Here is a 24,867-nt window from a genome sequence, read left to right as displayed (position 1 = left end):
AAAGCCGCATACGAGCACACCGATCAACCAGGGCATTCTCGCTGCGTCGCACCAGTCAGGCTTTTCCCCATGGTTGGCACAGTCCTCGCTAATAGAAGAACGCGACACCGCGGCGCCGTAGGGGAGCGACGAAAACGGCGCGGCGCATCAGGAAAATACGGGGCCGGTTCTATGCATCCTCCCGCTGCTCGCAATGCAGCAGGACTTATAAAAGGATGCGGGAATCGGATCAAAAACAGGAAGACGCGCATACGCGCGCCTTCACGCGAGGACCGATCATGTTGACACTTCAATCAGATCTGCATGGAAACCATTTGCTCGGCGCATTGCCGTCCTACGAATGGCAAGCACTTGCTCCGCACCTCGAACTGGTTCATCTGCGCACTGAACAACTGCTCTGCGATTCGGGCCAACGCATTCATCATGTGTACTTCCCCACTACCGCAATCATTTCGATGCTGTCGACGATGGAAGACGGCAGCTCGGTCGAAATCGCCGCGGTCGGCCGCGAAGGCATGACGGGCGTGCCGGTGCTGACGGGCGGCGAGACCATGCCGAACCGCGTGCAGGTTCAATGCGCCGGCTTCGCGTACCGGATGAGCGCTCAAGCTCTGAAGCAGCAATTCGCACGCTCCGATTTCCTGCGCCGACTGATGCTGCTCTACATGCACGCCCTTCTCACGCAAGTCGCGCAAACGGCAGCCTGCAACCGCCATCACGCATTGAACAAACAACTGTGCAGGTGGCTTCTGATCGAGGTGGACCGTGTCGCGTCGAACGATCTGACGGTGACGCAGCAATTGATCGCCGACATGCTCGGCGTGCGCCGCGAGGGCATCACCGAAGCGGCCGGCAAGCTGCATGACGAAGGCCTGATCCATCATAGCCGCGGTCACATCAAGGTACTCGACCGCAAGGGACTCGAAGCGCGTGCGTGCGAATGCTACGGACTCGTCAAGCGCGAGTTCGACCGCCTTCTGCCGCGCCTGCGCCAGGCTGAGACTGTCGAATAACACACCGCACCATTCGACTACCTCGCAGAGTCAATAATGTTCAGGAATACTGCGCGATGCCTCGACGCACTCTTCGTGATTGCGGGAGGCCTGCTCGCCCAATGGATGCGCTTTTCGCCGCTCGTCGCATTGCCTGACACGGAACGCCTGATGATCGCGTTCAACTGCGTGCTGGTGCTGCTGATGTTTCCCGGCTTCGGCGTGTACGAGACGTGGCGCGGCAAGCCCTTGACCTCGATGCTGGCAAGAGTCGCGGCAGCATGGCTCGCCGTCGTCGCGGGTGCGTTGCTGCTCGCATTTACGCTGCATCGCATGGATGCGGTGTCGCGCTTGTGGCTCGCTTATTCGACGCTGATCTCCGGCGTGCTGATCATCGTGACCAAATGCGCGGTGCACGCGGCGTTGCGCAGCGTACGCCGGCGCGGCATGAATTTCCGCACGGTTGCAATCGTCGGCGCCCCCGGGTTTGCGCGCACGCTGCTCGCCCATCTGGAACACGCGCCGCAAGCGGGCTTCAAACCGGTCTGCGTATTCGATAGCGGCATCCACACGAGCATTCATGCGAGCACCGAAGCGTCCGGCGCTTACGGCGCGCGTCTGAACCGCCTGCCGGTGCTGAGCGACCTGAACGCATTTGCCGCAAAAGTGCGGGACGAGCACGTGAACGAAGTATGGCTCGCATTACCCTTATCAGAAGAACGCATGATCTATCGTTTCCAGCGCATGTTCAGGAACGACTTCGTGAATCTGCGCTTTATTCCCGATGTACGCAGCCTCTCGCTTTTCAACCACTCGCTCGTCGACGTGGTGGGTTTGCCCACGCTGAGCCTCGGTGCACCGCCGTTCTCGCCGCCGCAGATGTGGCCGAAGCTGATTTTCGACCGCCTCTTCGCGGCCGCCGCGCTGATCGCGCTTGCGCCGGTTTTCCTGGTGCTTGCCGTCGGCATCAAGCTCACTTCGCCGGGACCGGTGTTCTTCCGGCAGACCCGCAAGGGCGCCGACGGCGAGACGTTCTCGATCTACAAGTTCCGTTCGATGACCGTGCATCAGGAGGCGCATGGCGAGCTCACCCAGGCCTCGCGCAATGACGCGCGCGTGACGAAGCTCGGCGGCTTCATGCGCCGCACGAGCCTCGACGAACTGCCGCAGTTTCTGAACGTGCTGCTCGGCCAGATGTCGGTGGTCGGGCCGCGTCCGCACGCAATCGAGCACGACGATCTCTACAAGGACCAGGTGTACGGCTACATGCACCGCTACCGGATCAAACCCGGCATTACGGGTTGGGCGCAGGTGAACGGCTATCGCGGCGCAACACGCAAGGTAGAAAAGATGGAAGCGCGCGTGAAGTTCGACCTCTTCTATATCCACAACTGGTCGTTCTGGTTCGACATGAAAATCGTCTTCATCACGATCTTCAAGGGCTTTGTCGGCCGCAACGCATTCTGATCATGCCGCTACGTGAACCGCTCGTGAAAGTCTCCGTGATCGTGCCGACGTATCGACGCACCGCCGATCTGGCGCGGTGCCTCGCGGCGCTCGACGCACAGGAGCGCCGCCCAGACGAAGTGATCGTGATCGCCCGTCACGACGACCATGCGACGCTCGACTGGCTGCGCACGCGTGAGGCCAACCGGCCCGATCCGCGCCGCTGCGTCGTGCTCGTGCATAAGCCGGGTGTAGTGGCCGCATATAACCTCGGCATCGAAAGCGCGTGTGGCGACGTGCTGTGCTTTACCGACGACGACGCCGCTCCGCATTCCGACTGGGTCGCGCGAATCGCTCGCGCATTCCAGAGCGATCCGTGCCTGGGCGGTCTCGGCGGGCGCGACATCGTGCATGAACGCAACGGCATCCTGCAGGGGCAGAAGCCGTGCGTGGGCATCGTGCGATGGTATGGCCGCACGATCGGCAATCATCACATCGGCCACGGCCAGGCGCGCGAAGTCCACGTGCTCAAAGGCGTGAACATGGCGTTTCGCCGCGAGGCGATCGGCACGCTGCGCTTCGACGCGCGTTTGCGGGGCAGCGGCGCGCAGGTTCATTGCGAAATGGGCTTCAGCCTCGACGTGCGGCGGCGCGGCTGGACGCTCGTCTACGACCCGGCGCTGCTCGTCGAACACTTTCCGGCTCAGCGCGGCGACGAAGATCAGCGCTTCACATTCAACGACACGGCTTTTTATAACGCGTCTTTCAATCTCCGACTCATCATGTGCGAACACCTGACGCCGCCTGGCCGATGGGCGTTCGTCGCTTACTCGACGCTGATCGGCGATCGCGCGGACCCGGGGTTCCTGCGCGCATTGTCGCTGGCATTCGAGCGCGGCGGACTGGCGCTTGCGCTTCGCAAATGGCGAGTGGGTTTACGCGCAATGCGCGGGGCATGGCAGGAAGCGGTGCGCTAACTATCGACGCACCGGCTACACGCGAAGGGACCATAAAATGACTATCAAAACAATTGCCGCGGCGCTCGCGGCTGCATCTCTATGCGCCTGTTCACTGGCGCCCGGACCGTACCTCGACACCAAACGGCTCGAACCGCCGGCACCGCCGGAACAGACCGCCGAGAAGTTTCCGGTGCATGCAATCGACGTGGGTTATTTCCGCGAGCAACGCGCGGCCACCGTTCCCGCCGTTTGTCCGTTGACGTGCCTTACGCCGCAAACGCGCGGCCTTTACGAGTATCGGCTCGGGATCGGCGACCAGTTGACCATCATCGTCTGGGATCACCCCGAACTGACGGGCGGCATGGGCCTCGCTACCGGCACGCCGCCGTTGCCGGGCGGCAGCGCTGCGCCCTCGCCCGGCCCCACGCAGACGCAAGGCGCGTCGCCCATCGCGCCCACTACGATGAGCAGCGGCGAAGGCGGTCTCACGGTGCGTGTCGCGAATAACGGCACGATCTTCTTTCCGCGCGTGGGCCGCATGAAAGTGCAAGGCATGACCGCGCAACAGGTTCAGGAAGCGTTGACGAAGGGGCTCGCGCGCACGATTCGCGACCCGCAACTCGACGTGCGCGTGTCGGGCTTCAACAGTCAGTCGGTGCAGGTGACCGGCAACCTGCGCACGCCCGCGTCCGAAGCGATCACCGATGCGCCGCTCACCGTGCTCGACGCGATCAACCGCGCGGGAGGCGCGCTGCCCGACGCGGATCTGCAGAACGTCGGCGTCACGCGCGACGGCAAACGTCATACGGTCGACGTGGCCGCGCTTCTCGAAACCGGCGATCCGCAGCAGAACGTGTTGCTCAAGGACGGCGACATCATCGACGTGCCGGACCGCTCGAACAGCCGCGTATTCGTGCTCGGCGAAGTCAACAAGCCGACTTCGCTGCCGATGAACCGCGGCCGTCTCACGCTCGCCGACGCACTCACCGGCGCAGGCAGTCTCGATGTGAAGACGGGCGATCCCCGATACGTATATGTGGTGCGTGGCGCCGACAAAACGCTGACGCCGGACGTCTATCAACTCGACATGACGCAGGTGGACGCGTTGATGCTGATGACCAAGTTCGATCTGCAACCGAAGGATGTGGTGTACGTGCAAGTGTCGAATGCCGCGCGCTTTAATCGCGCACTCGAACAGATCACGCCGACTCTGCAGTCGTTGTTCTACACCGTCCAGTTGTCCAGATAAATTGCTTGCAACGGAGTATCGACATGAGTACGTATGACATGCTGGACCACGGGCCGGCGCCGGGCGGCGACGAAGACGCCGTGATGCGCGATCTGTTGCGCACGGTCACGGAACAGATCTGGTGGGTAATCGGCATTGCGGGCAGCGTGATCCTCGCCGCGGTCGTCTATACGAAGATCGCCACGCCGGTCTATTCCGCCGATGCGCTGCTTCAGGTCGACGCGCAAAGCAACGGCAACAACGCGCAAGGTCAGAAGCTGCTTTCGTTGATGCCGAGCGTGGGCCCGATGCGCACCGAGGCCGAGATAGAAATCATCAAGAGCCGCGCGGTGGTCGAGCCGGTAGTCGAGCAGTTCAAGCTGAATTTCAGCACGTCGGCCAACACCGTGCCGGTGCTGGGCAAGATTGCGTCGTTGTTCGCGAGCCCTGGGCATCCGTTCGCTGCACCGTTCGGCCTGACCGAATATGCGTGGGGCGGCGAGCAGTTCGAGGTTGGCTCGATCGTCGTGCCGAAGGCGCTCGAAGGCGCGCAACTGACGCTGCATGCGCTCGACAAAGGCCGCTACGTACTGACCGATGCGCGCGGCGCAACGCTTTTGACTGGCGTGGCCGGAGCGCAGGCGCAAGGCCACGACGTCACGCTGTTGGTGAAAAAACTGGTGGCCCGTCCCGGCACGGAGTTCTACATCACGCGCTTCAATCAGCTTGACGCAGTGTCCGCGCTGTCCACTTCGTTGCAGGTGACCGAGAAAGGCCGTGACACGGGCGTCGTGCAATTGTCGTATTCGGGCACCGACGCCCACGCAATCACCGCGATCACGAACGCGGTGGCCGCCTCTTATCTGAAGCAGCGCACCGAACGCGCACAGGAAGAAGCGAGCCACATGCTCGACTTCCTCAACAGCGAACTGCCACGCCTGCGCGCCGAGGTAAAGAAGACGGAAACCGCGCTATCGGAGTATCAGTCGAAAGTGGGCTCGTTCCAGCCGACTCAGGAAGCGGGCGTATATCTCGCCGGTGGCCTCGACTATGAGAAGCAGATCGCGGCGCTGCGCATTCAGCGCGCGCAATTGCTGCAGCGTTTCACTCCCGAAAGCCCGGAAGTGCTGCAGGTCGACTCGCAACTGGCCGCAATGGCCCGCGAGAAAGCGCGCTTCGAAGATCACTTCACCACGCTGCCGAGTTCCGAGCGTGACGCGCTCGCATTGCAACGCGATGCGAAAGTCGCCGAGGAAATTTACGTCGCGCTTCTCAACAAGATCCAGGAGCTGTCGATCTCGCGGGCCGGCACCATCGGCAACGTTCACATCGTCGACGAAGCGCTGCTGCCGTCGAAGCCCGTGCGTCCGAAGTCGGCGCTGATCATTTCGGCGGGCACGCTGCTCGGCGTGATCGGCGGCATTCTGTTTGCGTACTGCAGGCGCAAGTTCTTTACCGGCGTGGCCGATCCGGAATTCGTCGAACGCCGCTTCCAGTTGCCGATTTTCGGCGCGATCACATTCAGTCCGGAACAGGCGCGCAGCGACCGGCAGTTGAGCGCGACGCGCGGGGCTGCCCTTGCCGCACCTCGTTCGCGGCCGACCGAGGTGGAAGATGCCACTGCGTCGTCAAGCGGCATCGCGGGACTGTTGTCGTCCCGCTCGCGCGCGAATGCAGCAGCAGACGAAGCGCGAAGCGAGCCGGTCGGCACACAGACCGTGATTGCGTCGGGCCGGACGCCGGTGCGCCCGCTCCTCGTCAAGACGCATCCGTATGACACGACTGTCGAAGGCTTGCGCGGCCTGCGCGCGACGTTGCAGTTCGGCCTGCTCGACGCGCCGAACCGCATCATCGCGATTACGAGTCCCGCGCCGTCTGACGGCAAGAGCTTCCTGAGCGCGAACCTCGCGGCCCTGATCGCCGAATCCGGCAAGCGGGTGCTGCTTATCGACGCGGATTTGCGGCGCGGTCGCCTCGCACAATATCTCGGCCGCTCGCCTGAAGGCGGGCTCACCGAGTTGCTGACAGGCGAGGTGGACCTTGAAACGGCGGCACGCGCGACGGGCGTCGCGGGTCTGCACTTCATCGCCGCGGGCACATATCCGCCGAACCCGTCGGAGATTCTCACCTCGTCCCGGTTCAGTGAAATCCTTGCGCGTTTCGAACAGCAGTTCGATCTGATCATCGTCGATACGCCCCCGCTGCTCGCGGTCGCCGACGCCGCGGTGGTCGCGAATCTCGCGGGCTCGACGGTGCTCGTGATGCGCGCCGGCGCGCACACCGAAGGCCATCTCGCAGAAGCGTTGAAGAAGCTGCGCCGTGCGCGCGCGCGCGTGGTCGGTGGCGTGATGAACGCTGTACCGCTGAAGAGTCACAATAAAAACGGTACGTATGACTACGCTTATGCATACACGTATGCGACTGCCCATCCTGACGACAGCAGCACGAAGGGCTGATTCACGCTGTAAGCGGTAAACGGTAAGCGATCGAGGGCTGCGCTGCATGAAGGCGTGGCCCTTTTTCTATTGCCGCGTCGACGTGCAACGATGAAATGATGCAATGATGAGAGCGGCGCTGAAGCTAGAGCAGACAGGACGCCGGCGGCGGAAAAACCGCCGGCGCAGAACGAGTGAGACGTCTTGAGTGAAAGCAGCGGCGTAGGCCGATCGCGGAAGATCACCGCCGCCTGGCTACGGCCTTATAGAAACGCGCTGACGTCCGTCTGGAAACGCTGGGCAAGAGCCTTGGCGACCTTCTTGCTGATCGAACGGCGGCCCGCCAGGATATCGCTCACCACCGTCGGGGATGCGATGCCCATCAGGTCCTTCTGCTTCAGGCCGTGCGTCTCCAGCAGATGCCGCAACACCTCGCGCGGCTCCCCTTTCGGAAGAGTCGTATTCTGCGCTTTCCAGTTGCGCACGAGCTCCGACACGATCGCATGAAGATCGGCAAGCGGATCGTCCTCCTTGCCGTTCAGATGGGCGGCAAGCGCGCTGGCGAGCTCGACCATCGTCTGGTAATCATGCTCGTTGCGAATGGGAGTAATGGGCACGTTAGCCTGCAGCGCGGCCCAGCTTTGAGCAATGTCGGGAAAAGATCCCGGAAGGCGATCGGCATTCATGAGTGTAGGTTCTTCCTCGTCCAAAGGTCGTGCTCGCATGCGTCACCACGTGACGAACGAATAACGACTGCCTGTTGTAATGAATCGCCGCGACAATCCGTGCCGGCTGCCGCCGCGTCGACGACCGTGTATCGAGGCGGCCATGACCCACGCTGGCGCCTCCCCCCGGATAGCCGCTCGGGTGGCATCGCCCGGCGGCTTGTTCGATGATGCTGCCCTGCTGAAACAGGATTGAATCGCCGAGCAAGAAAGCTCGCGAAAGCCTCGGCTCATCGTCCCCAACTGCTCCGCGGCGCCGGCTGTGCTGGCCAGCCGACCTCGTCGGTGACGAGATCGGCGCCAGCCCTCTCCGCTACCACCGCCTCGCTGCGCAAGCCCGCCGCGGCGATCGTGCGTGTGACCTCGGCCATGAACGCGCGACGAAACACGGCCGACGAGAACCGCTCCGCGTTCGCACGGCATGCGGCCGGCGTGATCTGCTCGCGCTGCCGCTCGAAACGGTCGATGGCGTCGAGCATCGACACAACAGTTTGTCGTCCGAAATAAACGCCTGTAGGATGCGCTTCACCGACAGGCACGACTGTTTCAAGGGCCCCGCCCTTGCCGAAGGCAATCACCGGCGTGCCGCACGCCTGAGCTTCGAGCGGGACGATGCCGAAGTCCTCTTCGGCAGCAAAGACAAAAGCCTTCGCGCGCTGCAAATACTCCTTGAGAACTCCGGCCGGTTGATAGCCGAGTATCGTCACATTCGGCCCAGCCTTGGCGCGAATCGCGGCCATTTCGGGTCCGTCGCCGATCACGATCAACTGGCGGTGCGGCGTTGCGCTGAACGTCTCGACAATCAGATCAATGCGCTTGTACGGCACCATTCGCGAGGCCGTCAGATAAAAGTCGTCCTTGCTCGTGCATAGTTCGAACTGGTGCACGTCGACGGGAGGCGGAATGACGGCCGCGTCGCGCCGGTAGGTTTTCATCATACGGCGCGCGACGAATTGCGAATTGGCGATAAGACGGTCCACGCTATTCGCCGAATGCGAATCCCAGCCACGCAGATAATGCAGCAACACGCGCACGATCCAGGACCTGGGCCCGCGCGTCAATCCCGCTTCACGCAGATACTGATGCTGCATGTCCCACGCGTAACGCATCGGCGAATGCACATAACTCACATGCGTTTGATCGGGTCCGACGAGCACGCCCTTCGCAACCGCATAGGAACTCGTGATAATAAGATCGTAGCCCGAGAGGTCGAACTGCTCGACCGCGAGCGGCATCAACGGCAAGTAGGCGCGGTAGCGGCGCCGCGCGAACGGCAGGCATTGAATGAATGAGGTGGTGACCGGTTTGCCGCGCAACGGCCGGCGGTCTTCGAGAAAATCGACGAGACTGAAAAGATCCGCGTCGGGAAAGCATTCGATGATCTGCTCGAGTACTTTCTCCGCACCGCCGGGTGCGACGAGCCAGTCGTGCACGATCGCAACTCTCATGATCTCCTTATCCTCAGTCAACGCCTCTGGGCTTAACAACGAGTGTATGTGGCGCTTCGTTTGCTGCGTGTGCGCGTGCACACATTCGACGCGCGACGGGACGCGAATAATTAATCATCGCCATTCGCCTCTTGCGAACGCACAAAAACCAATTAATTCGCCTTCCTATGCGCCCTACGCTCGACGCCTCTCCGCTCGCTACCCCGCTGCCGCTCGTCTCGCCGGTATTCATCGACCCAGTTGCCGCGCCTGCCGCGCCGGTTAGCTCCGGCACGCCGGCATCCACAGTCAGGCACACGGGCGCGTTGCCACGCGTCCTGTTCGTCGATCAAAGCGGCCAACTCGGCGGGGCCGAGTTCGCGCTGCTGCAATTGGCAGAACATTGCAGATCGCACAGCGAGGTCGTATTGCTTTCCGACGGTCCGTTTCGAACGCGTCTCGAAGCGCTCGGCGCACGCGTGCAGGTGATCAACGACGCGAGTGTTTCGGGCATCGCGCGCCAAGCGTCGGCCTTGAACTGTTTGCGCGTGCTGCCGGGCATCGTGCGGCAGGTCCGTGCTCTTGCGGCACGCGCGCGTGCGTTCGACGTACTGTTCGTCAACACACAAAAAGCACTTGTGCTGGGTGCGTTGGGCAAGGCGCTGTATCGCAAGCCTGTGATCTGGTATCAGCACGACATTCTCACGCGCGAGCATTTCGGGCGAGTGCAATTGAGCGTTATCAAGTGGGCGGTGCGGCTTGCGGTCGACCACGTGGTCGTCAATTCGCAGGCGTCGGCGAGATCGCTTGCAGCGCTCACGGGTCTTGCGGCAGACTCGGTGCCGGTCGTCTACAACGGCATCGACGCGAGCGCCTTCGATCGTGTGGATGGCACCGACATCGGCTCGCTCAGGCAGCGCCTCGGCTTGCCAGAGCACGCTTGGCTCGCCGGTCTGTTCGGCCGCCTCGCGCCGTGGAAAGGTCAGCACATCGCGCTCGATGCGTTGGCGCGATTGCCCGATGCACACCTCGTTCTGGTCGGCGCACCGCTATTTGGTGAGGATGCCTATGCGCAGCGTTTGCGCGATCAGGCCGCCGCGCTCGGCATTGCGGAGCGTGTGCACTTCGCGGGCTTTCAGGACGACGTGCCCACGTGGATGAAAGCGATGAATGTGATCCTGCACACGTCGACGGAACCCGAGCCCTTCGGACGTGTGATCGTCGAGGGCATGGCGGCGGGCCGCCCGGTGATCGCGGCAGCCGCGGGCGGCGTAACGGAGATCGTGCGGCATGGCCGCAACGGCTGGCTCGTCAAGCCCGGCGATGCAGCGGCGCTCGCCGAGGCAATCGCTGTCTTGCGCACAGATCCCGCGCTTGCACAGCGCCTCGCGCAACAGGCGCTGATAGATGCACGAGCGGAGTTTTCGGTGGAGCGGTACTTGGAGCGAATGATCGACGAGTTGACGGCCGCAATGCAGCGCCCCGGTGACAGAACGAATACTCAGGCGAGCCGCTAGAACGCGTGCCGCCGCTCAAACGATGGATGCGTGCGAGCCCGCGTGAGAAGGCTCGCGCGCGACTCAGTCCTTGCGGTATTCGATGGTTTGCACGCCGGTGTCCGTGCCGAGCAGGCACAGATTTGCGCCGCGCGCCGCGAAAAGTCCAACCGTCACGACGCCTGGCCACGCGTTGATATGCATTTCGAGCGTGCGCGGGTCGCTAATGCGCAGACCTTTGACGTCGATGATTTCGTTGCCGTTGTCGGTGATGAACGGGGCGCCCTCTTGCGTGACGCGCACCACCGGCACACCGCCGAGCGCGGTCACGCGGCGGCCGATTGCGGTGCGCGCCATCGGCACCACTTCGATTGGCAGAGGAAAATTGCCGAGCGTGTCGACGAGTTTGCTCGCATCCGCGATACAGACGAACACGTCCGATACCGACGCGACGATTTTCTCGCGCGTCAGCGCGCCGCCGCCGCCTTTGATCATCGCGCCGCCGTGGTCGATCTCGTCCGCGCCGTCCACATAGACCGGCAGCGAATCGATTTCGTTCAGATCGAGCACCTTGAAGCCGTGCGATTGCAGGCGCGCGGTGGTGGCGAGCGAACTCGACACCGCGCCGCGATAGCGCGCCTTGTTGGCGGCCAGCGCGTCGATGAAACAGTTCGCGGTGGAGCCTGTGCCCACGCCGATCAACGAGCCTTCCGGCACGTTGGCGTGGACGTAGTCGGCGGCGGCCTGGCCGACCAGTTGCTTGAGTTCGTCTTGAGTCATGGGAATGCCGGCTAGCAGTAAAAAACGCTAGTTTACCGGAGTAGACGCCGCGGGCCGGCCGGAATTACTTCTTCACCGCCCGCTGCCTGACCGCCTCGAACAGACACACGCCGCTCGCCACGGACACGTTCAGACTCTCCACGGTGCCAGCCATCGGAATCTGCATGACGACGTCGCAGGTATCGCGCGTGAGGCGGCGCATGCCCTCGCCTTCGGCGCCCATCACGAGTGCAACGGGACCGTCCAGCTCCGTCTCATAGAGGCTCTTGCTGGCCTCGCCAGCGGTGCCCACGACCCACACGCCGGCGTCCTTCAGTTCGCGCAACGCCCGTGCGAGGTTCGTCACGGTGATGTACGGCACGGTGTCGGCAGCGCCGCTCGCGACCTTCGCGGCCGTCGCGTTCAGGCCGACCGCGCGGTCACGCGGCGCGATCACCGCGTGCGCGCCGGCAGCATCGGCGACGCGCAGGCAGGCGCCCAGATTGTGCGGGTCCGTTACGCCGTCGAGCACCAGAATGAGCGGCGAACCATTGATGCCGTCGAGCAATTCAGCCAGGTTCTGCGCCAGCGGCATGTCGCCCGCGCGCGCCACCACGCCCTGGTGACGCTCGGTGTGCGCGAGGCCCCACAGGCGCGTTTCGTCGGCGGCGATGAGACGCACGCCCGCTTCCTTCGCCACGTGCAGAAACTCGGTCATGCGACGGTCCTTGCGCGTGGCGTCGTAATAAACATCTTCGACTGTCGACGCATCGTGCCTGATACGCGCGGTGACTGCGTGGAAACCGTATAGAACCTTGTGACGTGCCATGACTGATACAACCTTTGATTGAGCGCGGCAGGATAGCCGCGCTGCTGTGATGAATATATGTGCCTGTTCGCTATCCAGCTAGCGCGTGCAGCCGGCATTGACCGTAGATCGAACCAGGCAGATGAAACGAACACCGCGCGCAACCGGTACGTGTTGACGTACCCGCTGCGCGCGGTTCAAGCCACGAGGCGGCTTTAGCGCTTCTTGCGCACCGTCGGCTTGGACGCCGGTTTGGGCGCCGCGCCGTGTTTCTTCGCGGCACCGCGCGCGGCGCGTGCTTCCTTGACGGCAGCGCTTTGTGCGGGAGCCGCTTTCTTGCGGTGCGCGCCCGGCGCCGCGCCGCCATCGACCGGCGGCAATGCGCGCACGCGCGCGCCGCCGTTTTCGCCGGACGACTTGTCGGCCGCCACGCCGCGGACCGGATGCGGCTTGATCGGCGTATCCCGCACGAGGCGGAAGTCGATCTTGCGCGCGTCGAGGTCCACGCGGCTCACCTGCACGCGCACGCGATCCGACAGGCGGTAGCGAATGCCGGTGCGCTCGCCGCGCAGTTCGTTCTTGATCTCGTCGTACTGGAAGTAGTCGGAGCCCAGTTCGGTGACGTGCACGAGACCTTCGATGAAAAGCGAATCGAGCTGCACGAAAATGCCGAACGACGTGACACCGTTCACCATGCCGCCGTATTCTTCGCCGAGCTTGTCGCGCATGAAATAGCACTTGAGCCACGCTTCGACGTCGCGCGACGCTTCGTCGGCGCGACGCTCGTTGGCCGAGCAATGCAAGCCCAGTTCTTCCCAGATCGCCACGTTGTTCGAGCGCGAGCGGCCGCTTTTTTCGTCGTCGGCCTGCTGCATCGCGCGAGCGCGCGGCGACAGGGCCGTATTCAGCGTGACGCCTTGTGGCGGCTCCGGCTGATACTTGCGGCCCTGCAGGATCGCGTAGATCGCGCGGTGCGTGAGCAGGTCGGGATAACGGCGGATCGGGCTCGTGAAGTGGGCATACGCCTCATACGCGAGACCGAAGTGGCCGATGTTGTCGGGGCTATATACGGCTTGTTGCATCGAGCGCAGCAGCATGGTTTGCAGCATCTGCGCGTCGGGCCGTTCGCGGATTTGCGCCATCAGCGCGGCGTAGTCGCTTGCGTGCGGCTTGTCGCCGCCGCCGAGCGTGAGACCCATGCCGCGCAGGAACGTGCGCAGATTCTCGAGCTTCTCCGCAGTCGGCCCGGCATGCACGCGGAACAGACCCGGATGCTTGTTGCGCTTGAGGAAGTCGGCGGCGCAGACGTTCGCGGCCAGCATGCATTCCTCGATCAGCTTGTGCGCTTCGTTGCGGGTACGCGGCACGATCTGTTCGATCTTGCCCTGCGCATTGCAGACGATGTACGTCTCGGTCGTGTCGAAGTCGATCGCGCCGCGCTTCTGACGCGCGGCGAATAGCGACTTGTAGACGCCGTACAGGTTCTGCAGTTGCGGCAGCAGCGCGGCGCGACGCGCGGCTTCCGGACCCTTGGTGTTCTTCAGCACCGCGGCGACTTCGGTATAAGTCAGACGCGCGGCCGAATGCATCACGCCGGGATAGAACTGATACGCCTTCACTTCGCCCCGCGCGGTCACGATCATGTCGCACACCAGCACGCAACGGTCGACGTTCGGATTCAGCGAGCACAAACCGTTCGACAGTTTTTCCGGCAGCATGGGAATCACGCGGCGCGGGAAATAAACGGACGTGCTGCGTTCGATCGCGTCTGCGTCGAGGCCGCTTTTCGGATGCACGTAATGCGAGACGTCCGCGATTGCGACGATCAGGCGGAAGCCTTCGCCGCGACCTACCTTGACGGGCTCGCAATACACTGCGTCGTCGAAGTCGCGCGCGTCTTCGCCGTCGATCGTGACGAGCGGCACGTCGCGCAGGTCGATGCGGTGACGCACGTCGGCCGGGCGGACTTCGTCGGGAAGTTTCGAGGCTTCGGCAAGCGCGTCGGCGCTGAACTCGTGCGGCACGCCGTATTTGCGCACTGCGATTTCGATTTCCATGCCGGGGTCGTCGATATCGCCGAGCACTTCGGCCACGCGGCCGAGCGGCTGCGAATGACGACTCGGAAAATCGGTCAATTCGACTACCACCACCTGACCGACCTTGGCCTTCTTGGTGTTCTGCGTGATCAGGATGTCATGGCCAATGCGCTTGTCTTCGGGCGCGACGATCAGCGCGCCGTTCTCGTTGAGCAGGCGGCCGATCACACGCTTGTTGGCGCGGTCGGTGACCTCGACGATATGCCCTTCCGGCCGGCCGCGCCGGTCATAGCCGACGATGCGCGCGAGCACGCGGTCGTTGTGCATGACCTTCTGCATTTCGGCGGTGGGCAGGAACAGATCGTCCTGGCCGTCGTCGCGGATCAGGAAGCCGTAGCCGTCGCGATGGCCCTGAACGCGCCCCGCGACGAAGTTCGACGGATGAGTCAGTTGATACAAATTGCGCTGATCGAGCCGGATCTGGCCGTCGCGCTCCATCGCGCCCAGGCGCTTGAAGAACCCCTCGCGCTCCTGGCGCTTGATCGACAAGGCTTCGGCGATGTCGTTGGCGGCGAGCGGCGCTTCGCTCGTACGCAGAACGCCGAGGATTTCCTCGCGGCTCGGAATCGGATACGGAAATTTGCTCAAGGGCTTGTCGATGATTTTTTCTCGTTGCATGGACGTCGGTCTGCGATGTGGCTCGGCTTAAGAAGCGTTGCAGCGCGCATGAGTCGCGCCTGCCGTTGCACTGAAAAGACTCTCTCGGGTCCGGCTCGTTCAAGGCTGAGTCCGACGGGCTTGTGCACCGTGCCAACGAACTACTGCGAGGCATTCTAACACCCGTCCGGCGCGCCACGCGGGCCGTCAATAGTCGCCGGGAAGCCCGCGCAGCCTCGTGGGCGGGTTGTTTAAGCAAGTTTTGAGAAACGCTTGACAGGTTCCATTCTGTCGCTATAATGGCGGTCTTTGCTGTTCATCACCTGCCCAGGTGGCGAAATTGGTAGACGCACTAGGTTCAGGTCCTAGCGGTGGCAACACTGTGGAGGTTCGAGTCCTCTCTTGGGCACCAAGATTCAAAACTAAAGCCGCCATGTTGCATTGGGCGGCTTTAGTTTTTGTGCAACGAGTTTTGATTTGAGGTCATGTAGTCTCATTGCCGTTCGTCGGCATTGGATGCATTACTCGTGGCGGTAAAAGCGAAGTTTGCTAAGTTTGTTTAAAAGCGGGGATTGACACGCTGCATCAGCTCGCTAAAATAGCGGTCTAGCTTGAAAACGTGCCCAGGTGGCGGAATTGGTAGACGCACTAGGTTCAGGTCCTAGCGGTGGCAACACCGTGGAGGTTCGAGTCCTCTCCTGGGCACCACAGTTGTTCCGGCGTAAGCCGCAGTAGTTCGAGGAACCCCGTAAGATCAACGTCTTACGGGGTTTTTTGTTGCCTGCGATCCGATGAGTTCAACGTGCGCCATCTGTCCCGTTCAGAACGGACTGATGCCCGACATGCCACCGTCGACTGCGAGATCGGCGCCGGTCACATACCCCGATGCATTCGACGCAAGGAAAAGGATCGCCGCAGCAACCTCGGCGGGTTCGGCCGGGCGCTTCATGGGAATCGCATTCGACCATTGCAACAGTTGCGCCTCGGATATGCCCAGCGTATCGAAGATCGGCGTATGGGCAACTCCCGGTGAAATGCTGTTCACGCGCACGCCGAGTTCGACCAGATCGGCTGCAAAGCACTTTGCCAGCGAGACCACCGCCGCCTTCGACGCACAATACGCGGAAAAATTCTTCGTGCCCTGACTGGCCGCGAGCGACGCCACGAGAACGATCGACGCTGGTCGGGCCAGGAACGGCAGCGCCTCTCGTACGGTCGAGTACACGCCGCCGACATTGATGTCGAGAACATCGGAAAACTGTTGCAACGTCGTCTCGCGCAGCGGAGTTTGCCGGGAGATACCCGCGTTCGCGACCACCACATCGACATCGCATTGAAAATGGCCGACCGCTGTTTGATATAGCCGTTGCATGTCTTCCGGGTTCGCGGCATTGGCTATAACCGGCAACGCATTCTCGCCGAGCTTGTCCGCGGCCTGTTGGAGTTTTTCCGCGTTGCGCCCGCTGATCACCACGCGCGCGCCTTCGGCTACGAATCGTTCAGCGGTTGCGAAGCCTATGCCGCTGCTGCCACCTGTCACCACTGCCAGAGCATGCTCGAGCTGCATCGCGTTATCCCCGCAGGTTGACGACTAATGCGCGGCCCGAGCGGATTGCGCGCGTCGTATGGCCAGTGCCTTGCAGATCGCCTGCAACGAAAACCGCGCCCGCTGGAAAACGCTGCGCTGTGTCCGGACCTTGCACGCTGATTTCCAGTTCGCCGTCGAGCACCACGACGTATTGCCGTGATGGCGGGTTATGCCAGCCGAGAAAGTAGTCACCATCGAATTCATGCATGAGCACGCTTTCGCATGGCAGCGGCGAAGACAACGACACGGCAACACCCTTGAACAGCACCGGACTCGGTTCAAAGGCCTGAATGGTTCTGAAGTTCGAGTGTCCGTCGGCGCTCGTGTATATCTCGATGCATTCCATCGGTTCTCCTTTTGTCGTCAACGGAGAGGCGCAAGCGGTTCGGCAAAGCGCAGACGATTCCACGCGGCCATCAACCGCTTGCGGACAACAATCGAGTCTAGGAGGTGAAACGGAAAAGATCACGCCGACTTTGTTTGAATCGGCGCTTTGAACTGCATCCGCAAGAACATGGCGGTGGCGCACGACATGTGACATCGACACATGCCGGAGCGTCAGTCAGTCACCGCCGGGTAAAGACGGCTCGGCATACGTGCCACATAGCCGACCGACCGGCGCGCGGCAAGGCGCACCGCTCGAACGAGTCACGCCGGAACTCGACATACGGGCGAGCACTATGCGTTGAAGCCACCGTCGATGGTCAGGCTCGCACCCGTGACGAACCCGGCGTCCGGTCCGACAACATAAGCCACCATGCCGGCGATCTCGTCAGGATGTGCATGACGTGGCAGCGCCATCAAGCCGTGCAATGCCGATGCAAAGTCGCCGCTCTCCGGATTCATGTCGGTGTCGGTCGGGCCAGGCTGCACGTTGTTGACCGTGATCCCGCGCGGGCCAAGATCGCGCGCCAGGCCTTGAACCAGTCCTTGCAGCGCGGACTTGCTCATCGCATAAGCAGCGCCGCCCGCAAAAGGCATACGCTCCGCATTGCAACTGCCGATGTTGACGATGCGCCCGCCATTTCCCATGTGCGGGAGCACCGCTTTTATGGCCACGAACACCCCGCGCACATTGACTTCCAGCGTCTTGTCGAAGTCTTCCAGCGAGAAGGTGTCGACCGTGCCCATCAACAGCACGCCGGCGTTATTGACCAGGATGTCGATCTTGCCGAGCGCCGCCGCTGCGTCATCGACGGCACGCGTCAGTGCGGCCGCGTCGCCAGCGTCGGCCTGCAGCGCGATGGCGCGCCCGCCCGCACGTGTAATGCTTTCCGCGAGATCGTTCGCAACCGCCGCCGAGCCTTTGTAGGTGAACGCGACAGCCGCACCGTCGCGAGCTAGCCGCCGCACGATGGCGGCTCCGATTCCGCGGCCGCCGCCGGTTACAAACGCCACTTTGCCATTGAGGGTTGAATCCATGATGTCGTTCCTGGTTGAATTGAGTGCATGAAGTATGGGCTCGACACCTAATTACCGGTAGCGTCTAATGTAGAGTTGGTCTTTCAACCATTTGTATCAAGTCACGATGGAAGCGTTGAACTCGATCGAGTCGTTTGTCCTTAGCGCCGAGTCGGGCAGCTTTTCGGCGGCGGCCCGGCGCCTCGGCCTCACGCCCGCGGCAGTCAGCAAGAATGTGGCTCGACTCGAGGCGTCGCTCGGTCTGCGTCTTTTTCAACGCAGCACGCGAAACCTGACGCTCACGGCGGCCGGCGAACGTTTCCTGCGGGACGTGGCCGATCCGTTTTCCGCAGTTCGCGATGCCATTGCAAATGCAGCCACGCATGAAGGCAAACCGTCCGGCTCGCTGAAGGTCAGCATGGCGCTCGCATTCGGTCGCGAGTACCTGGTGCCGTTGCTCGGCGAGTTTCTTCAACGCTACCCCGCGATCGTTCCCGACTGGCACTTCGACAACCGTCCGGTCGACCTGATCGCGGGCGCATTCGACGCCGCGATCGGCGGCGGCATCGAACTCACGCCGGGACTCGTGGCACGCGAACTCGCCCGGACCCACGTGATCGTGGCGGCTTCGCCTTCGTATATGGCGACACGTGCAATGCCCCGTCATCCCAGCGATCTGGCTGACTTCGACGGCATCGTGCGGCGCTCGGCTACATCGGGTCGACTGCGTACATGGACGCTGCGTAACCAGGTCGGCGAGCAGGCCGAGGCCGAGTGCCGTCCGAGGCTGATTTTCGACGACCCCGAGGCGATGGCCCACGCCGCCATGCTAGGCCACGGTGTTGCATTCCTTCCAATGCCGCACGCGGCGCGCTGGCTTTCGAGCGGAGCGCTGGTGCGCCTGCTACCCGGCTGGTATGCGGACCATGGGCCGATTTCGATCTATTACTCGAACAAAAAACTCCTTCCGGAAAAAACACGGGTGTTCATCGACTTTGTGGTCGCTACTTTCCGGGAGCAAAGGCTCGCGTCCAAGTTCGACGCTCGATGACACTAGATTCACGGCCAATCTGTCATCGCGACGCTTGCGTGAGGTGTCCATCGCTCGCGCTCAACAAAGGATCACGTGCCTCCGACCGCGACTCGACAGCCGCAAATTTGCCCGTTGCACGCCGCGCGAGGGAAAACCCCTAAACCGTGAGACGGGCTCGTATGCCCCGCCAGGCATGGATCTCGGCATCGCATACCTGGAATCGTTAGCCTCACGATAACGAACGCCTGGCAAACGTCATTGAACGGGTAACTCGCGCTCCCATAGACTCGCGCCATGCTATCGACAGTCCGATGAAAACCACCTCAGCGGTGGCAGAGAACCGGCACTGGTGCGAGCGTTTTCACGCACATAACACTGCCTCGCGAGAGGCTGAAAAAACAATTAGCAACCGCCCTGCATGAGGTGAGAGTAAGCACATTGCGAGCTCTGGCCGACAGCTTTTGCATGAGACACGGGACAGGAGACACGAATGATTATTTATGGAACTGCGCTGCTTGCTTTCTGCCACCTGGCCGGTCTGTTTCTCGGTGACCTGCTCGGGCTCGCCATCGGCGTAAAGACCAACGTTGGCGGAGTCGGCATTGCGATGCTGCTGCTGATCTTCCTGCGGCTCTATCTGCACGGCAAGGGTCTGCTGCCCAAGGAAACCGAAGCGGGCGTGGGGTTCTGGGGCGCGATGTATATCCCCGTCGTGGTCGCGATGGCGGCCAACCAGAACGTCGTCGCCGCGCTCAAAGGCGGCCCCGTCGCGCTCCTTTCGGCATTGGGCGCCGCAGCCTTGTGCGCCGCCTGTATCGCCGTGCTGTCACGCACCGGTCGCGACAGCACGTCGTTCATCGGCAGCCCGCAACCCGAAGAAATCTGAAGCAGGAGCCAGCCATGATCCAGATGCTCGACAAAGTACTGATACACAACGGCCTCGTCACGGCGTTTGCGCTGGTCGGGCTCATCATGTGGGTGTCGTCGCTGATTTCGCGCAAGCTCACGTTCGGGCGCGTGCACGGCTCGGCGATCGCTATCGTGATCGGACTCGTGCTCGCGTACTTCGGCGGAGTCTTCACCGCCGGCCAGAAAGGTCTTGCAGACCTGCCGCTCTTCGCCGGCGTCGGCCTGATGGGCGGCGCGATGCTGCGGGACTTCGCGATCGTCGCGACGGCCTTCGAGGTGCAGGCCACCGAAGCGCGCAAGGCCGGGCTCATCGGCGTCGTCTCGCTGCTGCTCGGCACGGTGCTGCCGTTCATCGTGGGCGCAAGCGTCGCTCATGCGTTCGGTTATACCGATGCGGTCAGCATGACGACCATCGGCGCGGGTGCGGTCACCTACATCGTCGGACCGGTGACGGGCGCGGCGATCGGTGCAAGCTCGGACGTGATCGCGCTCAGCATCGCGACCGGCCTCATCAAGGCGATCATCGTCATGATCGGCACGCCGCTCGCGGCCGGCTTCATGGGACTCAAAACGCCCCGCTCCGCAATGATCTTCGGCGGCCTTGCGGGCACCGTCAGCGGCGTGAGCGCGGGACTGGCGGCCACCGATCGGCGGCTCGTTCCTTATGGCGCACTCATCGCCACTTTTCATACGGGCGTGGGCTGCCTGCTCGGACCTTCGCTGCTGTTCTTCACGACGCGCGCACTGGTCGGCGGTTGAGCTTTACCGCAGCCGGGTTTTCGCGGGTGGCGCGTGGCGACCTTCGTGCGCCGTCATGCACCGCCTCGCGACGCGCGCGCAAGCGGCCACGAACACGGGTGCTAACTCTTATGCTTCGCGCGCCTGGAGCCGGCCGTCGCTTTGCATTGCGCAACGCTCGACGAAGCCGCGGCTCCGAAGCATCAACCGGCGTTTCTCGTTCGAAGACGGCACACGGCCATGAGCGCGAGCAGGTTCGGATCGCGCTCGCGTGCCCGCAGGAAACTGACGCCGATCGTCTGGCGCATCATGTATTGCGGTTTGAGCGGGATGAACTGCACCTTGTCGCCGAATACGCCTCGCACGCGGCCAGGCAACAGCGTATAGCCGACGCCTCCGCTTACCAGGTTCATCAACGAATAGATGTCGCCCACTCGCATCGTCACGTTGGGCGTGAACTCCGCGACGCGAAACGCTTCCTGAAAGCCGTGATATGTAGCAAACCCTTCGCCGAGCGAAACGAAGGTTTCGTCGCGGCAGTCGCGCAGATCGACGGCCTCGAGGTTTGCATACGGCGAATTCGAGGGTGCGGCGAAGAAAATATCGTCTTCGAAAAGCGGAATGAATTCGACCTCGGGCTCGGCATCGGGCAAGGCCATCAGCGCCGCATCTATCGCGCCCTGCTTGAGCTTTTCGATCAGTTCCGCGTTCGGGCCGAGCACCAGTTCGACCTGAAGCGTGGGCCGCCGTACCTTGATGTCGACGACGATGCCCGGCACGGTCCTGATAGTCAGCGAATAAAGCGAGCCTATCTTCAGGCGATCCGACGAATAGCCCGCGGCCTCGCGCGTCGCGCGGATGCCGTCGGACATCAGCGTGATGACTTCTTGCGCGACGTCGGCGAGCATTTGCGCCGCATCGGTGGATTTGAGGTTGCGGCCTTCATGGCGAAACAATGCGCAGCGCACACCCTGTTCGAGCGAGTGCAGCGCGCGATGCACGCTGACCGTGCTCACGTTCAGCGCCTCGGCCGCCTTCGCGAGACTGCCGGTCTGCATGAATGCGAGCAGCACTTCCAGCTTGCGGAAGGTGATCTCGTCGTCGATTCGGTCGCGCATGTCGAGCTATGGAACGGTCGAAACCGTCGATTATCGGCTCGCGAGCGCCTGCGGCAAATAGCGTTAATCCCTCACGGGCTGAGCGAAACAGCCAGCGCGGGCGCGCGTTGCGTCAGTTGAATCAGTTGACTCAGTTGCGCGGCTGATGGCGCTGCCAGTACCACCCGGGTATCTGATCCAGTTCCCGTAGCAGCTTGCTGCGGCGATGTTCTCGCCGATAGTGACCTACTGCAAAGACGACCGCGATCACGAGGACCGCTACGCCCATCACGATGCTAACTAATTCTTCGTTCATTACCGCCCTTCGTTCAGTACAGGGATTCTGGACGTGGCTGCTGCGCGGCTCAGCGCTTTCGCGCCACGGCGTTGAGCATTGAATGTCCCGCGCCGGTCACATGCAGGCGCTGGTGACCGCAAGCGAGTTCCTCCAGTGCAACCAGTTGGCGTTCAAGCAGCGTGTCGAGTTCTTGCCTGCACATATCGATCTGGTCTGGCGCGGCCTTGACCAGCATCAGCGTGGCGAACTCTTTCGGACTCAGCATGAGTTGTCTCTCACAATTTTGTATTAATGAAGACGGAAGAACGAATTACCTCTGGGTCGTTTCATTCCGGTAATTTCCGACATTTATCCCATGTATGGACTGGATGCGAGTCGGGGGAGGCGTCGGGTGAACATTCTAAACTGAAAGGTACGGTGTTTATCAAACGAAATAAACATCGCCGTTTGACGATGATAGTCGTTATTTAAACATATGATATACAGCGTCCCGGAAAATGGCCGGTCGGCCTTGATCTCCGCGCATGGCGATCTGGACGGGCGCCGCGGCGAGCCCGACGGCTATTTACAGGCAAATGTTTTGTTTATCGGTTAAACGGTACTGGCTCGCACATTAAAACCGGGCGGACAATAAATCGACAGTAATTACTTCGCCAAAAAGGTGAACGCTGTTCGAACCGGTTCAAACAAAGTATTAATCCGCGCGGCGCGAATATTCACAAGTCGTTCATTCGCCGTGAAAAAAGACACGAACAACGTTCCGCTTGCGGCGCAGTTACCGCACCATGGCTTTCAGCTGCCTGTACGGAGCGAGCCGACCCAGCGAGCCTCGGAGGCTCGCAAATGCGAGCGCATGGCGGCTTGCGCCTCCAGTGGATCGCGCGCACACAGCGCCCCGACGATCCTTTCGTGCTCCACGAGTGCCGCGCTCCATGTCGAGGCATTCTCAGTTTGCATTCGCAGCTTTTCAGCAATGGGCGCGTGTCGCTCGTCGAACAGTTCGCCAACCAGCCGCGTAAACACCGCGTTCTGCGCGATCTCCGCAATGCAGATATGAAACTGCCGGTCTGCTTCCACTGGCGAGCCGCCTTGCGCAATCGAGCGGCGCATGTCCGCGACGAGTGCTCGCAGACGGGCCAGCCCCTGGTCGGTGAGACGCGCGCATGCCAACGATGCGACACAACCTTCGATTGCCGCTCTCGCCTGCATGATGTCGCTGGGGCTATCGCCTATTTTGTCGCGAAGCGCGTCCGGGACCGGTGCGACGGAGCGAACGAAGACTCCCGCGCCCATCCGGATCTCGATGACGCCTTGTATCTCGAGCGCGATCAACGCCTCGCGCACCGAAGGTCGCGACACATTCAGCTGCTGCGCGAGATCGCGCTCGGGCGGAAGCCGGTCGCCCGTCGACAGACGGTTTGTCGCGATATAGGCCCGGATCTGATCTCCGATCAGGTGATAGAGCCGACGCGGCTGTACCGATTTGAGTTCCATGGTCCAAATCCCTGACGTATCCAACTGGCCTGACCATGCATGTCGAAAATGCAGGAAAAGCGCGCGGTTATGCTGAGAATATGCGCACCAGCGGTCCGCCAAACTCCGTATTTACCCGCAAATTGCGAAAGTGGCTTGACCACTTCCGAAAGGGAAAGCTATTCTACGTTCAGCGAATGCAAGGCTATTCAGTTCGGTCTGCTTTGGACCACATCAGGCGGCAACGGCGCCGCTATCAGGGCAGCCAAACCACCCCCACATAGACAATGTTTCGTCTTGTCCGACTTTTCGATAGAAAAGCCCACATAGGTCATTTAGTCATGCTTACAGTTGTCTGCGAGAAGCCCGGCACTCTTCGATCCGAAACGCGCTCGATTCCCGAACGTGGACCTGGCGAAGTGTTGCTGAGGGTCAGGCGCGTCGGTGTATGCGGAACCGACATGCACATCTTCACGGGCAATCAACCGTACCTCGAATACCCACGCGTGATGGGCCACGAGCTGTCGGCCACGGTCGAGGCAGCCGATGCGGAGTCCGGCCTCGCTGCCGGCGACGCGGTCTACGTCATGCCTTATCTGTCGTGCGGCAAATGTATTGCCTGCCGCAACGGCAAGACCAATTGTTGTGTGAACATCAAAGTACTCGGGGTGCATCGCGACGGCGCGATGACCGAATATCTGAGCGTACCCGCTCAATTCGTTCGCAAAGCGGACGGCGTTACGCTCGATCAGGCCGCGATGGTCGAATTCCTCGCCATTGGCGCGCACGCAGTCCGACGCGCCGACGTCAGCGCCGGCCAGCGTGTGCTGGTCGTCGGCGCGGGCCCCATCGGCATGGCTGCGATGATCTTCGCGAGCCTTCGGGGCGCAACGGTCACCGCGCTCGACTCCAGAGCCGATCGCTTGAACTTCTGTTCCGGGAAGCTAGGCGTGGCAGCGTCAGTCGCCGTCGGCAACGGCGATGTCGAAGCGCTGAGCGAGCTGACCGGCGGCGAATTCTTCGATGTGGTGTTCGACGCAACCGGCAATGCCGACGCCATGCGCCGTGGCTTCGAATTCATCGCACACGGTGGAAAATATGTGCTGATCTCCGTCGTGAAGGACGTCATATCGTTCTCGGACCCGGAGTTCCATAAGCGCGAAGCAACGCTGCTCGGAAGCCGCAACGCGACGCTCGAAGACTTCGATACGGTTCTGGACGCGATGCGTGCGGGCAAAATCCCCGACGCGGCTTTGAACACGCACCGCTTGCAGTTGTCGTCTCTTCCCACCGATTTCGCGAAGCTGCTCGATCCGTCAGCCGGCGTCGTGAAAGCCATCGTCGAATGCTAACGAACGGAAT

22 protein-coding genes and 2 tRNA genes are annotated in these 24,867 nt (G+C 62.1%); 12 read left to right on the top strand and 12 right to left on the bottom strand.

Annotation, left to right across the window (positions count from 1 at the left end; all coding sequences use genetic code 11):
* The first annotated feature begins 278 nt into the window (after window positions 1-278).
* From RW095_RS26445 to RW095_RS26425, 5 genes are read left to right on the top strand one after another with little or no spacing between them, the layout of a single operon-like run.
* Window positions 279-1,013: a Crp/Fnr family transcriptional regulator gene (locus tag RW095_RS26445; RefSeq protein WP_317021785.1), complete on the top strand. Its 735-nt coding sequence runs from the start codon at window positions 279-281 to the stop codon at window positions 1,011-1,013.
* A 36-nt stretch (window positions 1,014-1,049) separates the two neighbouring features.
* Window positions 1,050-2,459 (top strand): undecaprenyl-phosphate glucose phosphotransferase, encoded by a 1,410-nt coding sequence (locus tag RW095_RS26440; protein ID WP_317021784.1) that lies wholly within the window; start codon window positions 1,050-1,052, stop codon window positions 2,457-2,459.
* Between the two features lie 2 nt (window positions 2,460-2,461).
* Entirely contained in the window at window positions 2,462-3,415 is a 954-nt protein-coding gene (locus RW095_RS26435; protein ID WP_317021783.1) for a glycosyltransferase family 2 protein, read from the top strand.
* A gap of 37 nt (window positions 3,416-3,452) precedes the next feature.
* Window positions 3,453-4,646, top strand: coding sequence for a polysaccharide biosynthesis/export family protein (locus tag RW095_RS26430; RefSeq protein WP_317021782.1), 1,194 nt, complete (start codon window positions 3,453-3,455; stop codon window positions 4,644-4,646).
* Between the two features lie 23 nt (window positions 4,647-4,669).
* A complete protein-coding gene (locus RW095_RS26425; RefSeq protein ID WP_317021781.1) occupies window positions 4,670-7,081 on the top strand; it encodes a polysaccharide biosynthesis tyrosine autokinase in 2,412 nt (803 codons plus the stop codon).
* Between the two features lie 242 nt (window positions 7,082-7,323).
* Here RW095_RS26425 and RW095_RS26420 read toward each other — a convergent pair whose 3' ends face one another.
* Together RW095_RS26420 and RW095_RS26415 are read right to left on the bottom strand one after the other, a co-directional pair.
* Window positions 7,324-7,746: a helix-turn-helix domain-containing protein gene (locus tag RW095_RS26420; RefSeq protein ID WP_128589937.1), complete on the bottom strand. Its 423-nt coding sequence runs from the start codon at window positions 7,744-7,746 to the stop codon at window positions 7,324-7,326.
* Window positions 7,747-8,015: 269 nt separating this feature from the next.
* Window positions 8,016-9,233: a glycosyltransferase family 4 protein gene (locus RW095_RS26415; protein ID WP_317021780.1), complete on the bottom strand. Its 1,218-nt coding sequence runs from the start codon at window positions 9,231-9,233 to the stop codon at window positions 8,016-8,018.
* A 167-nt stretch (window positions 9,234-9,400) separates the two neighbouring features.
* On the opposite strand from RW095_RS26415, the gene RW095_RS26410 reads away from it, so the two are divergent.
* Window positions 9,401-10,729: a glycosyltransferase gene (locus tag RW095_RS26410; protein ID WP_317021779.1), complete on the top strand. Its 1,329-nt coding sequence runs from the start codon at window positions 9,401-9,403 to the stop codon at window positions 10,727-10,729.
* A gap of 63 nt (window positions 10,730-10,792) precedes the next feature.
* On the opposite strand, the gene rpiA is transcribed toward RW095_RS26410, so the two are convergent.
* From rpiA to rnr, 3 genes are all read right to left on the bottom strand, one after another.
* Window positions 10,793-11,488 (bottom strand): ribose-5-phosphate isomerase RpiA, encoded by a 696-nt coding sequence (rpiA, locus tag RW095_RS26405; RefSeq protein ID WP_317021778.1) that lies wholly within the window; start codon window positions 11,486-11,488, stop codon window positions 10,793-10,795.
* A gap of 64 nt (window positions 11,489-11,552) precedes the next feature.
* Window positions 11,553-12,296, bottom strand: a complete 744-nt coding sequence (rlmB, locus tag RW095_RS26400) for a 23S rRNA (guanosine(2251)-2'-O)-methyltransferase RlmB (protein ID WP_020065733.1) — start codon at window positions 12,294-12,296, stop codon at window positions 11,553-11,555.
* A gap of 194 nt (window positions 12,297-12,490) precedes the next feature.
* Window positions 12,491-14,989 (bottom strand): ribonuclease R, encoded by a 2,499-nt coding sequence (rnr, locus tag RW095_RS26395; protein ID WP_317021777.1) that lies wholly within the window; start codon window positions 14,987-14,989, stop codon window positions 12,491-12,493.
* Window positions 14,990-15,293: 304 nt separating this feature from the next.
* Between rnr and RW095_RS26390 the strand changes: the two genes are divergently transcribed.
* Window positions 15,294-15,380 (top strand) — tRNA-Leu (locus RW095_RS26390).
* 209 nt (window positions 15,381-15,589) lie between these two features.
* A tRNA-Leu gene (locus RW095_RS26385) sits at window positions 15,590-15,676 on the top strand.
* Window positions 15,677-15,788: 112 nt separating this feature from the next.
* Here RW095_RS26385 and RW095_RS26380 read toward each other — a convergent pair.
* The 3 genes from RW095_RS26380 to RW095_RS26370 all read right to left on the bottom strand — a co-directional run bounded on the left by RW095_RS26380 (window position 15,789) and on the right by RW095_RS26370 (window position 17,978).
* The gene (locus RW095_RS26380; protein ID WP_317021776.1) at window positions 15,789-16,535 is read right to left on the bottom strand and encodes an SDR family NAD(P)-dependent oxidoreductase; all 747 of its coding nucleotides are present in this window, start codon (window positions 16,533-16,535) and stop codon (window positions 15,789-15,791) included.
* A 4-nt stretch (window positions 16,536-16,539) separates the two neighbouring features.
* Window positions 16,540-16,902 carry a cupin domain-containing protein gene (locus tag RW095_RS26375; RefSeq protein WP_317021775.1) on the bottom strand — a complete coding sequence of 121 codons (363 nt, stop codon included), beginning with the start codon at window positions 16,900-16,902 and terminating at the stop codon, window positions 16,540-16,542.
* A gap of 332 nt (window positions 16,903-17,234) precedes the next feature.
* On the bottom strand, window positions 17,235-17,978 hold the full coding sequence (locus RW095_RS26370; protein WP_317021774.1) for an SDR family oxidoreductase: 744 nt from the start codon (window positions 17,976-17,978) through the stop codon (window positions 17,235-17,237).
* A gap of 106 nt (window positions 17,979-18,084) precedes the next feature.
* On the opposite strand from RW095_RS26370, the gene RW095_RS26365 reads away from it, so the two are divergent.
* The 3 genes from RW095_RS26365 to madM all read left to right on the top strand — a co-directional run bounded on the left by RW095_RS26365 (window position 18,085) and on the right by madM (window position 20,658).
* Window positions 18,085-19,008 carry a LysR family transcriptional regulator gene (locus RW095_RS26365; protein WP_317021773.1) on the top strand — a complete coding sequence of 308 codons (924 nt, stop codon included), beginning with the start codon at window positions 18,085-18,087 and terminating at the stop codon, window positions 19,006-19,008.
* A gap of 472 nt (window positions 19,009-19,480) precedes the next feature.
* Entirely contained in the window at window positions 19,481-19,876 is a 396-nt protein-coding gene (gene madL / locus RW095_RS26360; protein WP_317021772.1) for a malonate transporter subunit MadL, read from the top strand.
* 14 nt (window positions 19,877-19,890) lie between these two features.
* Window positions 19,891-20,658: a malonate transporter subunit MadM gene (gene madM, locus RW095_RS26355; protein ID WP_317021771.1), complete on the top strand. Its 768-nt coding sequence runs from the start codon at window positions 19,891-19,893 to the stop codon at window positions 20,656-20,658.
* Between the two features lie 182 nt (window positions 20,659-20,840).
* Here the strand turns inward: madM and RW095_RS26350 are convergent, their stop codons facing one another.
* The 4 genes from RW095_RS26350 to RW095_RS26335 form a co-directional block, all read right to left on the bottom strand.
* Entirely contained in the window at window positions 20,841-21,755 is a 915-nt protein-coding gene (locus tag RW095_RS26350) for a LysR family transcriptional regulator (RefSeq protein WP_317021770.1), read from the bottom strand.
* Between the two features lie 130 nt (window positions 21,756-21,885).
* Complete coding sequence (locus RW095_RS26345) at window positions 21,886-22,050, bottom strand: hypothetical protein (protein ID WP_317021769.1); 165 nt, start codon at window positions 22,048-22,050, stop codon at window positions 21,886-21,888.
* Between the two features lie 49 nt (window positions 22,051-22,099).
* Window positions 22,100-22,297, bottom strand: coding sequence for a hypothetical protein (locus RW095_RS26340; protein WP_027775273.1), 198 nt, complete (start codon window positions 22,295-22,297; stop codon window positions 22,100-22,102).
* Between the two features lie 527 nt (window positions 22,298-22,824).
* Window positions 22,825-23,526 (bottom strand): FadR/GntR family transcriptional regulator, encoded by a 702-nt coding sequence (locus tag RW095_RS26335; protein WP_317021768.1) that lies wholly within the window; start codon window positions 23,524-23,526, stop codon window positions 22,825-22,827.
* 320 nt (window positions 23,527-23,846) lie between these two features.
* Here RW095_RS26335 and RW095_RS26330 point away from each other — a divergent pair, with 320 nt between their 5' ends.
* Complete coding sequence (locus RW095_RS26330) at window positions 23,847-24,857, top strand: zinc-binding alcohol dehydrogenase family protein (RefSeq protein ID WP_317021767.1); 1,011 nt, start codon at window positions 23,847-23,849, stop codon at window positions 24,855-24,857.
* Window positions 24,858-24,867: the final 10 nt, after the last annotated feature.

This window comes from Paraburkholderia kirstenboschensis (assembly GCF_032806925.1).
GTDB classification, from domain to species: Bacteria; Pseudomonadota; Gammaproteobacteria; order Burkholderiales; family Burkholderiaceae; genus Paraburkholderia; species Paraburkholderia kirstenboschensis.
Note: the sequence above shows the minus strand (reverse complement) of the source record. Positions and strands in the feature narration are given on the sequence as shown.